8 protein-coding genes are annotated in these 13,822 nt (G+C 35.5%); 1 reads left to right on the forward strand and 7 read right to left on the reverse strand.

From position 1 onward, the window contains the following. Positions 1-2: 2 nt before the first annotated feature. Positions 3-593 (reverse strand): TetR/AcrR family transcriptional regulator, encoded by a 591-nt coding sequence (locus BLP68_RS22205; protein ID WP_091538818.1) that lies wholly within the window; start codon positions 591-593, stop codon positions 3-5. A 168-nt stretch (positions 594-761) separates the two neighbouring features. Between BLP68_RS22205 and BLP68_RS00750 the strand changes: the two genes are divergently transcribed. Further along, positions 762-1,154, forward strand: coding sequence for a hypothetical protein (locus tag BLP68_RS00750; protein WP_091538821.1), 393 nt, complete (start codon positions 762-764; stop codon positions 1,152-1,154). A 408-nt stretch (positions 1,155-1,562) separates the two neighbouring features. Here the strand turns inward: BLP68_RS00750 and BLP68_RS00755 are convergent, their stop codons facing one another. The 6 genes from BLP68_RS00755 to BLP68_RS00780 all read right to left on the reverse strand — a co-directional run bounded on the left by BLP68_RS00755 (position 1,563) and on the right by BLP68_RS00780 (position 13,811). Beyond that, positions 1,563-4,604, reverse strand: coding sequence for an S-layer homology domain-containing protein (locus BLP68_RS00755; protein ID WP_091538823.1), 3,042 nt, complete (start codon positions 4,602-4,604; stop codon positions 1,563-1,565). 639 nt (positions 4,605-5,243) lie between these two features. Further along, positions 5,244-5,609: a four helix bundle protein gene (locus BLP68_RS00760; protein WP_091538825.1), complete on the reverse strand. Its 366-nt coding sequence runs from the start codon at positions 5,607-5,609 to the stop codon at positions 5,244-5,246. Between the two features lie 56 nt (positions 5,610-5,665). Beyond that, the gene (locus tag BLP68_RS00765) at positions 5,666-7,273 is read right to left on the reverse strand and encodes a CTP synthase (protein ID WP_091538827.1); all 1,608 of its coding nucleotides are present in this window, start codon (positions 7,271-7,273) and stop codon (positions 5,666-5,668) included. Between the two features lie 578 nt (positions 7,274-7,851). Then, positions 7,852-9,252 (reverse strand): S41 family peptidase, encoded by a 1,401-nt coding sequence (locus BLP68_RS00770; protein WP_091538829.1) that lies wholly within the window; start codon positions 9,250-9,252, stop codon positions 7,852-7,854. A 288-nt stretch (positions 9,253-9,540) separates the two neighbouring features. Further along, positions 9,541-11,007 carry an S-layer homology domain-containing protein gene (locus BLP68_RS00775; protein WP_091538832.1) on the reverse strand — a complete coding sequence of 489 codons (1,467 nt, stop codon included), beginning with the start codon at positions 11,005-11,007 and terminating at the stop codon, positions 9,541-9,543. A gap of 14 nt (positions 11,008-11,021) precedes the next feature. Then, the gene (locus BLP68_RS00780; protein WP_091538835.1) at positions 11,022-13,811 is read right to left on the reverse strand and encodes an S-layer homology domain-containing protein; all 2,790 of its coding nucleotides are present in this window, start codon (positions 13,809-13,811) and stop codon (positions 11,022-11,024) included. Positions 13,812-13,822 lie beyond the last annotated feature (11 nt).

The following is a 13,822-nucleotide window of genomic DNA, read 5'->3' on the forward strand; positions in this document are numbered from 1 at the left end:
TATTATTTCACCTCATTTCCTCCAAATAGACCATATTTTAAAAAGTCATAAAGAATTGCAGCTTTAACTTCCAATTCATCACGATTGTTAATTTTATCAAAGTAATTATGTGTTAGGGCTTCTATTATAACGCTAAGTATTTCTGTCATACTTGCAATATCACACTTTCTTATTTCTCCCTTTTCTATTCCTTCTCTAATTATTTTTTCAAAAAACATATTACTGTATTTTGTTTTTTCCTCAAGCACCCTATTTCTTATATATGGGTTATCCATTATATCTTTATAAAAGGCAAAGGAATAGTCTTGCGATGCTTCCAGACTAAAGCTCAGCACATAGTCTATTTTATCTATGGTATTGCTGAATTTCGTCATTTCCGACTCTATTATTGCTGTATACTTCTCCATCATCATGCTTATAATCTTTAAAAATAGCTCTTCCTTAGATGGAAAATATTTATATATTGTCATTTTGCTGATTCCTGCTTTACTTGCAATGGTATCCATAGATACAGCTTTGTAGCCCTGCTCTAAAAACAATTCCTCTGCCTTCTCCAATAACCTGTTATACTTTATTTCACTTTGGTTTGCCAAGTCATATCACCCCATAACAGTTATATATAATTTGTACTATTTTACTTTATTAGTATAATATTATATTACTATTAGTTTTTTATTATGTCAATTATTTTTTTCCTAATTTATCATTTGTATATATACTGAAAGCATTGTATAATATTTGTCGAGGAGGTGAATATTTAGATGAAGAAAATTATATATGTATTAATGTTTTCTATGATAGTCGTTGGCTTGGCAGCATGTAGTCCTAGTACTACAGAAAACCCCACTGGTAGCAATTCCAACACCATAAACTATTCTGAAGAGATTCCGGATTTGCCAATACTTGAGGGAATGACTCTAGAGGAATTTACTGAAGGAGAAGATGAATACTTTAGTGATGCTCATTTTCTTGTCGAGGGTAAAGAATTCGAAAGTTTTCTTGCTGATTATAAAGAAATTCTTGTAGGTGAAGGTTGGGAAGTTATTGATGAAGAATTGCCAATAACATTATCAGTACAAAAAGAAGATAGAATTTCAGTTTTTCTTGCAAGTGAAGCTGATGAAGGTATTATTTTAATGGTTTTATCAAAATAAAGTATCAACCATTGTATTAAATGGTTCAATTATGTTGGGGTAGATAATACTCCAGCTTTTTTTTGGGAAAAAAAAGCACTTACCAAGATACCTGCTAAAATATAGTTCTTCAAACCGATAGAAATGATATATATTGATAAGTGCTCTCCCAAAACTGCTTCGTATTGATGATTTATAGATAATGCCTACTGAAGGCTATTCAACAAAACTTGAAATACTATAAGCGAAGTAGCAAACTAACACATACTCGCTGCCATAAGCTTTAGGATTATAAACAAAAGACTGTAGACCTGATATTTGTTATACAATGATGATCTTCGAATAGCTCATAAATATAAAAATAGCTTAGGATAATAGAATATCCTAAGCTATCTTTAAATTGATTATTGTGTGTAAGTTAAGTTAAAGTTACTTAATTACAATCTTAATAACTTTTTGTTGACCATTAGCTGCTATAGCTGTAATAGTAAACTCTCCAGTATTAGGAGTAGTATCTCCACCAGTTAAGGTTACTAAACCAGTAGAAAGGCTTATGTTTACATTGCTAGCACCAGTTTGACTTACAACTAATCTTTCAACAACACCTGAGTTAGATAACCCATACTGTGTATTTACTCTGAAACGTACACCTGCTTCAGTAAGCTCATTTCCTTCTTTATCAAAGGATAGTAAGTTTTTATCTACTACTAGTGCATTAAAGTCAGAAGCAGAAATAGTAATTATATCATTATCGATATTCGCTGCTCTTTGGAAGTCTTCTGAGTAGCTAACATTAACTGCAGTTGGAGTTGGTGCTACTGTACTAGCCTTAATTTCTGTACTAGCTGCCAACACACCACTCTTACCATATACATACCCAGTAACTGTTGTAGATGCAGTTGTTGCACTTCCGATGCTAATTACTTGAACTTGATTCAAATCATCACCAATCAATTTGAAGTTGGTGTTACTTGAGGTGTATCCTGCTCTCATTGTTGATGGTAATCGTACTTCCATTCCATTGTTAAGAACACCAAGAACAGAAAATTCATTTACCATTTTATCGCCAAGTTTTGTAGCAGTAAGTGCAGTCTTATTTCCATAGCGAGTCAATTCTCCTACTACAAATAAGTCTCTATCGTGATCTGTGGTAATTTTTGCTTTTCTGATGTCTTCAGGCTTAACGTTGTAGGCAATAGTTGTAGCTGAATCAATTCTCTTAAGAGCTGAATAACCGTTGTCTACTTTTTCCTTACCCCATAATTCATATGTGATAGTTGCTGTACCAGTAGTTTTCCCTGCTCTAAAAGTTACAGAATTGTCTGTATTTCCTGTAAGGATAACATAATCTCCGTCCTTCACAGCTCCATGACCTTCTTCTACTCGAATTATGTCTTCTGAAGAGGACTTAACTCTAATCTCGAAAGCAGTACCGTCAAGGATTGATTCTGAATCAACTCTTAAATTCACGTTTCTATCAAACTGATCTTTAACAGTAAAGTGGCTAAGTCTTCTAGACCAAGATGAAGCTTCATCAGAATCGTATGGCTTATCTTTGTCACCATTATAAGTGAATGCTATTGTATGTCTAAGTGCAGTTATTGAAGATGGCACAGATGCTTCTTTTACATCTATTGAGATTTGGCTGAAGGATCCTGTGATAGTACCATCTACTGTTGCTGTTATATATACCATTCCTTTATTAAATTTACCAGTTAACTTAGCACTGCCATCTGATTGTCTAACCCATTCTATATCGTCCTTAGGACTAAATGTGATGAATGGTTTAAGATCATCATATTGTGTTACTTCTTTTCCATCTTGATCAAATGCAGAGAATGGAATTTCTATTCTTCTACCTTCAGTTGCTGTTTCTACAGGTGATTGTAGTGAGAATTTCTCAACTCTCGCTGATCTTGATAGAGTTGCATTGAATGTTGCCGTTTTACCTGTAAAAGGTGCCATAAGGATAAATGAAATAGGTGTATCATAAGTTACTGTAGCAGCTCCATCTAACTCTAGTCTAATGGCAGCTTTACCAGTATCAGGGTGTTTCTCTAATTTTGGTGTTACTATAGTATTAGTACTTCTTACACTGAATACTTCCGTACCATATACTTTAGCATCTAAAGCTGGCTGATAGGTTACAAGTTTTCCAAGTCCATCATATGCTTCAAAATCTAAATAGTACGTATTAGCGGCGTTAAAAATAAATTTAACTTCATTGCCTTTCTCATCAACGATACCATTTACTTTAATATCACTTACTATTGATACAGTGTCAGAAACACTAAAGGTTTTAGTTGCTACAAATGATGCAGTAGTATCTCTTACTGTAACAACAACCGATTTTAAGTCTTTCAATTCATTTAACACTTGCTCAGTATCATGTCTAAACTCAATAACACCTGATTTGTATTCTACATGGTGGTCTTTAGTTGAGGTAATCCAGTTAAGTCCTCTTCCTAATGGTGTATCAGTAATATCTTCACCATATTGGTTTCTTGTAGTAAAACCTACAACACCATGTGTATCACTAATTCTAGTAATGACCTCAGAGTCAAAATCAACAGAAACTATTTTTTCTTTAGTAATTTCTCTTTCAACTTTAGCCATTTCAACTGCATCTTCACCTGTTTTATCTGTAACTGTAATAGTAAAGATTCCTTCAGGTAATTTAGCAGAAGCTTCTAAAGTAGCTTCAGTTTTAGCATCATTCCACTTAGTTGTTATAGTAGTTGTTGCTGTACCACGCTTAACAGTAAAATCAAATTTAGCTGTGTCTTCAACAGGCTTGTTAAAGGTAACTAAGAAGCTTTTTGCTGTGTTAGCTTCAATTGACTTAACTTCAAGTGTAGCTGGAACTACATCTACAGGCTCTTTTGGCTCGATACCTAGCTTGTCAGCTAAAGTAGTATCTTGACCATTTAAGTTAACGTCTAATACTTGCTCCATAGTTTTTCCAACTACTTGTCTTTTAACAGGAGCTAGAGGATCGATAGAAAAATCAACTTCGATTCCTACAGCAGCAGCTTTAACAAGGAAACCATTTGGCCATGCTAAGTCTGCCATTTCTTCTCCATAACCTAATGATCTTAACATAACTGTCATTAATTGAGCATAGTTTGCAGAATCAGCAGGTCCGAAGAACCCATTTCCGTATCCTTGGAATAAACCTTCTTTAGCGGCTAATCCAACGAAAGGAGCTGCCCAATGTCCCTCTGGAACATCTGTAAAATCTGCTTTTTCGTTTAATGCTTTGATTGCTTCATCGGTATAACCATGAAGTCTTAACACGATAGTTGCTAATTCTGCTCTTGTTGCAACATCGTTTAATCTTAGTCCTCCTACTCCAAATGCGCCGGCTTCAACAACTCTTTCCATACCAGCTGCTTCATTAGAAGCGAAGGCAAATCCAAAACTTCCTAGTACCATAGAAAGTACCAGTACTAATGATAGGATTTTCTTCATTATGTCTTCCTCCTTTTTTTTCTTTGTTTGAAGTGAGTTAAATTTAGGATATGGTTGTAACCCCTTCTCAAAACCAACCAATCCTTTAAAATTCTATAGAACCGGTGTATCAGTTTATGTACCCGCATTCTATAAAGTTGATTATATCATTGACACTATTGAAATGTCAACGACAGAGGCACTTTTGTAACATAACTGTAATAAATTCTTATTACGATGCCTGCTCAACCTTTACAAATATCATTATACACTTGTAGAGGCAAAAATACCATTACAGTTATATTACAAGTTCTTTTCAGGTAAGTGACGAAAAATGAAATCCTTCCCAAAAAACTTTGTCCACTTCATATGTATTCTAGGTTTATGAAAAAAATCCTTTTTTATATGAAAAAATTTCTATATTTTTCTATACTATGAGTATAGACTAGTGAGGTTGATTAAATACATAGTAGTTTAATGTTGAATGTTTGTTGTTAAATGTTGAATGTTGAATTGAAAATTGAAAATGCAAAGTTGAAAGACTAAAGATATTGATAATTGAAAATGGAAAATTGAAAATTGAAAATTAAAAGACTAAAAGACCGAATATTAAAGCAGAACCTATAGACCTTTACTTTACATTAAAAGCCGCTGATTATATCAGCAGCTTTTAGTTGTATTCTCTTTGGTTTTCTTTATTATTGATATTAGAAGATAACGTAAGTTGTTGCACTCTTCTAATAGTGGCTCAACTATTTCTTTTTCAACTTCATGGCTATCTCTAATTAATCTTAACCAGTATCTTGTTTCATTTGCTTCTTTCAATGATATAGACAGCTTGTGTATGAAGTCTTTTTTACTCTCGGCATCTTGTGCCTCCACAATATTTGCTCCCACACTTGTCCCCGAACGTAGTAATTGTCTAGATATATCGTATTCTTTCTTACTATTTTTCATATATCTTGAGAGCTTTACTATTTGTAAAGAAAACCTATATGACTTATTCTCTAATATATTATCCCCCATCGTTTACCCCCGTGTTTAATTTTTTTCTTACATTTATATATATAATATATTATACATTATAAAGTTGTCTTTTTCAGTGATGCGGCTATGAAGTCTCTAAACAACGGATGGGGTCGTGTTGGTCTTGATTTGAATTCGGGGTGAAACTGGGCTGCTACAAACCAGGGGTGGTCCTTCAGTTCTATAATTTCCACCAGTCTTTCATCGGGGGAAATTCCACTTATTATAAGACCAGCCTCTGTTAGAAGCTCTCGATATTGGTTATTGAACTCATATCTGTGACGGTGTCTTTCGTAAATTAGATCTTCTCCATAGGCTTCCTTTGCTTTAGTATCGGGGTATATTTTACATGGGTATAGGCCTAGCCTCATGGTACCACCCATGTCTTCAATATCCTGTTGCTCCGGCATTAAGTCTATTACTGGGTGGCTGGTATTGGGGTTTAATTCGGCGCTGTGGGCATCGGTTAGGTTTAAAACGTGTCTTACAAACTCAACAACAGCCAGCTGCATGCCTAAGCAAATTCCTAGTAAAGGTATATTGTTTTCACGGGCATATTTTAAGGCTTCAATTTTTCCATCTATGCCTCTGTCGCCAAAGCCACCGGGAATTAGTATTCCATCGGCACCAGCCAATGTATCTACTGCTGAGCCGTTATCTAATTCTGATGAGCTGATCCATTTTATATTAATTTTTGCATCGTTATGGATTCCGGCATGGATTAAAGCCTCTGATACTGATATGTAGGCATCTCTAAGTTCAACATACTTGCCTACTAAGGCTATATTTACTTTTTTTATTGGGTTTTTATGCTTGTCTACAATTTGAAGCCAGTGGTTTAAGTCTGAAGCTCCTGCATTAAGCTTTAATCTTTTTATTGCTATATTGTCCAGGCCTTCTGCTTGAAGCATTAAAGGAACTTCATATAGGCTTTCGGCATCTAGGTTTTGTACAACACTATTGGGGTTAAGATTGCAAAAGAGACCTATTTTGTCCTTCATTTCCTGTGAAAGGGGTTTTGCTGTACGGCAGACTACTACGTCTGGTTGAATTCCTATGCTCCTTAATTCTTTTACACTGTGCTGTGTAGGCTTTGTTTTTAACTCCCCTGCCTTTTCTAAAAATGGTACTAGGGTAACATGTATGTACATGACATTTTCTATGCCAACGTCATATTTAACCTGTCTAATTGCTTCAAGAAAGGGTAAGCTCTCAATGTCACCTACTGTACCTCCGATTTCAGTAATTACTACATCGGTTGTTCCTTCTTTTGACACCCTGTATATTCTTTCTTTTATTTCATTCGTTATGTGGGGTATAACTTGAACAGTACCCCCTAGGTAGTCACCTTTTCTTTCTTTAGTAATAACAGACCAGTATACCTTCCCTGAGGTTATATTACTATTTTTACTTAAATTAATGTCTATGAATCTCTCATAGTGGCCTAAATCTAAATCTGTTTCTGCTCCATCGTCAGTAACAAAAACTTCACCATGCTGATATGGACTCATTGTACCTGGGTCTATATTAATATAGGGATCGAATTTTTGTATTGTTACCTTTAGGCCTCTGCTTTTTAAAAGCTGACCTAATGATGCAGCGGTTATACCTTTTCCCAGGGATGATACAACTCCTCCGGTAATGAATATGTACTTTGTGGACATGTGGAAAAAACCTCCTATCTTTTTAATGTAGAATGTTGAATGTTATATGTTGAATGAAAAACAAAACTAAGTTGAAAATTGAAAATTGAAAATGTAAAGGAAAAAAATATAAAACATTAAAGCAAAGAAAAATTATAAAAAAGTCAACTTATAAGAACCAAATGATTAGAAGAGAAACATAAGATTCTTCGCTACTCTCAGAATGACATACTGCACCCCTTATACTATTATTGCTATTTGTTGGCAGGTCTTATCCAAAAAAAGTGAGAAGTCACCCCGAGGGGTGACCTTTTTAGGGGCACCCTGTCGGGTGCGCAATTTTGTTATATAAATATGTCGGTTTTAATATTTTTTAATTTTATATCAATGGATGGTTGGTGTCAACATAAAAATTAAAATTTTTAGAGTTAAGAATTAAGAGTTGAGAGTTAAGAATTGAGAATTGAGAATTGAAAATGGAAAATAGAAAAACTAAATTGAAAGTTGAAAGTGTAAAATTAAAAATTGATAGAAAATCCACAAAAATGAAGAAAAGGGCGGACAGAAACGTCCACCCTTACAATAAATATCCTATTGATTTACTGCTGCTGCTTTAATATCTTTATTTTTAAGGTAGTCCAGTGCAAATTGTAGCTGTTGGTCATTTTTTTGTTTGACACTGTTAGTCTGAAAACAAAGTCTATATCAAACTGCATTTCTGGTGTTAGTTGTGTGGTTTTAATTCCATGTCCCTTTGCAAAGGCTTCCACAGCTTTTTGTGTGCTTTCACCATACCATCCATCTTCGTCTGTTATTTCGTAGCCTATTATTCTTAATCGCTGTTGAATGGCCAGCACTGTGTCGTTGTTATCTTCTTTGTTAAGGGTCTCTACTAGTGATAATGGTAGTAGTTTTTCGACATGGAATTCCTCTGGATATCGTTCTACTTCATAATCTGGTATTACTCCTACTCCATCGATAATTGTTTTATTGGGAGAAAGGTATCGTGCCTCTGTTATTTTGTAGCCGTCGCCATTGAACATTCCATATAATCTTTGTACTGAGCCTTTACCATATGTTGTCTTTCCCACTACAACACCTGCTTTAGTGTCTTGTACTGCTGCTGCAAGAATTTCTGATGCGCTGGCACTTCCTTCGCTTGTCAAAACTACTATATCTTCAAAAATCGGTTTACTTAAGAAGGAGGAATAAGTGAGCTTATAGCTTCTAAAATCAACAAAGACTACCGGGCCTTTAGGTACTAAAAGTCTACTTATATTCACCACCTCATCTAGTGAACCTCCTGGATTATCTCTAACATCTACTATTATCTTATCTATTTTTTCTTCCTTCATATTAGTTACAGCTTTTGAAAAGTTATTACTGGCCTTTTCATTAAAGCTATCAATTTTAATGTAGCCAATACCGTCTATTGTTTCCCATTGTATTGGATTACTTTCTATAACTGCTCTTGTTATTGTATATTTTAATATTTTATCAATTCCAGCTCTTTTAATTTCTAATGTAACTTTGGTGCCTTCTTCTCCCCTTATAAGGTTCACTGCCTCTTGTACAGTCATCCCCTTTGTAGGTATACTATCTACTGTATAAATTTCATCTCCAGCCTTTAAACCTGCCTTCTTAGCAGGGGAATCATCGATTGTTTCATCAATATATACTTTTCCTTCTTTTTCTTCTATGTATGCTCCTATACCCGAAAATTCGCCCATAATTTGATCTAAAAAGGCGTCAAACTCTTCTCTTGTATAATACTCACTATGGATATCTAGGTTGTCAAAAATTTCCTGTGGTGTATCTCCCTTTAGATCTTCATACTTTAAAGGGTCTACAAATTTTTGTAATATAACATCCTTTAAGCCCTCTAAAATGTAGTCTCCATAATCATCTGCATATGTGAAGGGTGTAGTTAAGAATACCATTACCATCACCATTGCAGCTATTACTGCCAGTTGCTTTTTCCAGTTGCTTGGTCTAGTCATATTTTATACCTCCATGATTTAGTGAAAAACAAATGTTAAATGATAAATGTTGAATGTTGAATGAAAAAATAAAAAAAATAAAATTGAAAATGTAAAATGGAAAATGGAAAAAAATCAAAATAAAATTAAGAGTTAAGAGCTTAAAAAATAAAAATGAAAATTAAAAGCTAAAAAGCTAAAAACCTAAAAACATAAAAACATAATTGAAAATTAAAATTTCAAATTCTAATAAAAATTAGAAGCCTTGTTAGAATTATACCATCTTAACAAGGCTTCTAGCAACTCTCTTTAAAAGTTTATTATACTCTCTCTATAATCATACCTTAATTCCTTCTGTAGGTAATGAATTAGGTTTGTTAAGATTGTTGCTACCTCGGCCTTAGTGATGTCTCTATTGGGTTGAAAATAGTTGTCACTTGTGCCATCTATTAATTCAAGCTGGCTTGTGATATAAACAGCATCCTTTGCCCACGTAGGTATTTGACTATCATCTTTGTAGCCTGTGCTGTAGCTTTGTATTGGCGCTAGGCTTTCAAAGCCCAATAATCTAACAAGTATTGCTGCTATTTCAGCCTTTGTAACAGAACGGTTGGGATAAAAACGTCCTTCGCCAGTTCCGTGCATAACTCCATTGTCTGTAATTGCCTTTATATATTTAAAATTAGGGTCGCTATTATTTACATCTACGAATAGTGCTTTTGTATCCTTTGATTGTACACTTCTTGATCGTGTTTCCTCTTCTTCTACTGGTATCCCCATTGCTACTGTTATAAAACGGGCAAAGTCTCCCCTTGAAATAGGTAGGGATGGCCCAAAGTTGGTTGTATTGGAAGGAACTGCTCCCAGGCTTGCCAATAGAAGTATATCTGATTCTGCCCCATGTCCAGATACATCTCTCATTGAAGGTATGGTTAATCTTTCATTGATTGGGTTTGTATCTATACTATAGCTATTTACTCCAACATTTCTTTGGCTTTTTAAGCTTCCGTCATCACCCAGCCGGGGAAGGTCATAGCTTACCTTAAGTACATTTTCCTCCTGCTGTGTCATTAGAAAACCACCTCTAAAGCTGATTTGTGTAGGTGCATTGCTTTCATAGCTATAATCTCTTGTACGATTATGAACTGCCTCTACTCTAGCAGTACCCTGCCATTTAACTGCATCGTCTCCCGTACCTTCAAAGCGAATAAAGTGCTCTATGGTTTGATTTTCTGTCGTACCCCAGTATTGGTGGTAGCCCACTACATCCCCTCTGGTTTCAACCGTCACCTTACCTCCGTTATTATTAACTGTATAAATTTTTCTACCATCCCAGTTTCCTGCAAAATATGTAACCCCGGGTTTCATTTCAGAAATATTAGACTTACTCCACTGGCTGCTTTTTTGGTCGGTATCGTATTTTACTCCTGCAACCTCAATTGTTTCCTTATAGGAGGTAACGCTATAGACCTCTTGACGTTGCCCATCCTTTTCTACTATATTTGTGCTAAGATTAACAGTTCTGGTAAGCTTTGCATCTTTATCTGTGTTTTCAAGACGATAGCTATATCGCTCTGTCCCCCGCTGATTTCTCTCTGTAATTCGAATGTCGAGGGTTCCTTCCATTATTATTGGCTCTCCTGTAATAAAGATAACCTCCATATAGGTCATTTCATTCTTAATTCCACCCTCGTAACCAGGAATTTCTAGTCCGAAGCCTTGAAGGGTGAGTAGTAGCATAATTAAAACTACTAATAATGAAACTTTTTTATTCATTTTGGCAACCCCCTTTACTGTTCAACAATAACTACGTATGCATTATCGCCAGTTGAAACATCCTTATTTTTGATTACATAAACCTTTGCATTCTTTTTTAGTGTGTAAAATTCATCTCTATTTAATGGCTGATCGTTAACCAGAATGACTGCCTTATCCATATGGATGGCCTCATTCTTGGTGACAGCCTCCCATCGTTTTGATAATTGATTCCAATGCCTTAGATTTGTTAATGTAATTTCGTTGGTATCAAGGTCGATGCTGGCTATTTCGCCGATTGCACCATGGTCAGTATTAACTCTATTGGTTATTACCCTATGATGTGGTGTAAGGCTAATTGCCAATATCTCTTCCACAGTCTGGGATCCATTACTATATTCCTTTACCACAAAGTAGGCAGTTTTTCCTACATAATGGCGATTTTTAATTCGTTGTCTCAGGGCAGCATCCTTAATATCGTCTGGATTTATATATCTAGAGTTCATAAAATATGGTACTCCTATTTCCAGCTCCAGTTCACTGTCGAAGATATAGGTGTCCTCCGTCATGGATATTTTTTTAGATCGATCCATATTTACCCAGGTGTTGTCCTGAAGCTGTAGGTAATCCAGCTGATAGGCCAGTCTGCCTATTGTTACCTGATATTCACCTATGGTATCGATTCTTCCTCTATATACAAGAAGCCTTGTTCCATCAATACGGTCATCCAGCATACCATCATATTCAATGTTAATAAAGGCAGCATTTCTGCTATTGCTTCTGGCATCGAAGTCTGCAGTAACATGGATGGTTTGTTGTGCTTCTAGGTTGTATGGGTCTATAAGTCTATTATTTTGAACTACTATGGTGCCATCATGGAAGTTAACTGAATTATTATTTACCACCATACGCCCTAACCCGTACTGAATATTGGTTATTTTGTTGTCGTATTGCTGTGTTCTACCATCCTTTAGTAGTAGCTTTGCAACTCGCTGTACTCCAAAGCTGCTTTCAGTTGCTACATACACCTCTTTACCTTTAGCCGAGGATAACTCCTTTAGGGTTATTTGACTCCCTCCTGAATATAAGTTGTTCTCTGCCTTTAGCTTAACCTTTGATTCAGTGTGGCTCACCCATCTGTTATTTTCGAAAACCTCTACCTTTTCCAAAATAACCTCTTTATTTCTTTCGCTTACCTGCTCTATTGTTCCTCTATAAATGGCGGTTATATGTCTTTCTTCATCCTCTACTCGAATTTCTGATATTTCTGCACTGTAAATATCATCGAAGGATAATATAACCCGATCGCCTTTTTTCACTTCAAAGAGGTTTGCAAATTTACTATTTCTAGTAATATCTGTATCGGAGGTAATTTGATATATTTCTATTCCGTCTCCTGTTTTTAAGGCTACCTCTTGACTATTTATAAACAGAACATCCCCCACCTTTATTCTACTGCCTGGCGGTATGTATCCATGTAGGTTAGGATCTTCCTCAAGGTATCCTTCTATCTTTGTTACTCTATCATTAGTAAGGGTAACTACTACCTCTTGTCCATAGTATAACTCTCCAAAGCTAACATTTTTACCATTTGTTGTGACTGGAGTGTTACTGTGTACAACAAATAAATGTTGTTTATCATCAAAATCCACCATTGCCAGTCGGTTATTCTCCACATCAATGAATTCTACAAAGCCTTCAACTACTGTTGATGTAGCTTGTATAGTTTTAGCATAAAATGCCTTATTATCTTGATTTATAAAATATTGTATTCTATCACCCTCCCGAAAACCATCGGAAAGATGTAGTATTCCATTCTTTTGGAGTAATATATCTTTTCCCTTATTTGGTTGTAGAGATATTAAGTTATAGCTGTTATCTCTATTTTCTATTGTAATGATTCTTTTATCTTGTCCCTGCTGTTGCAACTCTTCTATTTTAGTTACTCTTCCCTCTAGTTTTGATACTCCACGTTTTTCTAGAAGTTCATCCCTTATGTTCATCAGTATTTGTGCCATCTGTGCCCTTGTAAGATTTCCATTGGGAACAAATCCATTTCCCATTCCAGACATAATTCCTTCTTGTAAAACTGCTTCTATGTAGGCAATTTTATCGGTATCTATTTGTCGCCAATCGTTGAAGCTATATACCTCTACCATTTTATCACCATATAGGGGCTGAAGCTCTAATGCTCTAGCTATCCACATGGCTATTTCTTGTCGGCTAATTGGACGATTCCATCTATTAAGCTCAAGCTGTTGATTAATCTGTCTTTCTAATGCTGCTCTTTCCTGTGGGGTGATGTTTTCTCCGTAGGAATCTAGTCGCTGCTGAACTTGATTTTGTAGGTTTTCTGCCTGTTGCTGTGTAAGGTTGGTTATTGCATTTGCCTCTTGGTTTGTAATAATGTTGTTTTGTATTGCCAGCTGAACATAGCCTCTACCCCATTCTTCAACAACGCTAAGTATTACAAAATCTCTAACACTTGGTAGTGCTTGGGTTTCTGCAAATTGTTGGGCTTCTTCCTCTAAACCAATTGCCCTTACCAGTACCGTCAGAGCCTCTAGATAGGTTAGGTTTCCATCGGGCTGAAAACCATTATTAGAGCCCCTCATAAGAGAAAGAGCTCCTGCTTCTTGAATAGCTTCTCTACCCCAATGGTTGGCGGTATCATTAAAGCGTAGATTTTGATATTGTGTGGCTGCATTATCTATTCCTTCATAAACTGGGTGTGATGTAAACCCGTCTATGGCAAATGCAGAAAAGATATTGGCTAGGAATATGATGATTATAAATATGCTTATTTTATGTTGGCGCTTTAGCATGGAATTGACCT

Source organism: Alkaliphilus peptidifermentans DSM 18978 (assembly GCF_900101495.1).
Lineage (GTDB): Bacteria > Bacillota > Clostridia > Peptostreptococcales > Natronincolaceae > Alkaliphilus_C > Alkaliphilus_C peptidifermentans.

Bases quoted from the DNA above. Each gene is read 5' to 3' on its own strand.
- BLP68_RS00780 (WP_091538835.1), bottom strand. From the start codon at position 13,811: ATGCTAAAGCGCCAACATAAAATAAGCATATTTATAATCATCATATTC.
- BLP68_RS00755 (WP_091538823.1), bottom strand. From the start codon at position 4,604: ATGAAGAAAATCCTATCATTAGTACTGGTACTTTCTATGGTACTAGGA.
- BLP68_RS00775 (WP_091538832.1), bottom strand. From the start codon at position 11,007: ATGAATAAAAAAGTTTCATTATTAGTAGTTTTAATTATGCTACTACTC.
- BLP68_RS00750 (WP_091538821.1), top strand. From the start codon at position 762: ATGAAGAAAATTATATATGTATTAATGTTTTCTATGATAGTCGTTGGC.
- BLP68_RS00765 (WP_091538827.1), bottom strand. From the start codon at position 7,273: ATGTCCACAAAGTACATATTCATTACCGGAGGAGTTGTATCATCCCTG.
- BLP68_RS00770 (WP_091538829.1), bottom strand. From the start codon at position 9,252: ATGACTAGACCAAGCAACTGGAAAAAGCAACTGGCAGTAATAGCTGCA.
- BLP68_RS00760 (WP_091538825.1), bottom strand. From the start codon at position 5,609: ATGGGGGATAATATATTAGAGAATAAGTCATATAGGTTTTCTTTACAA.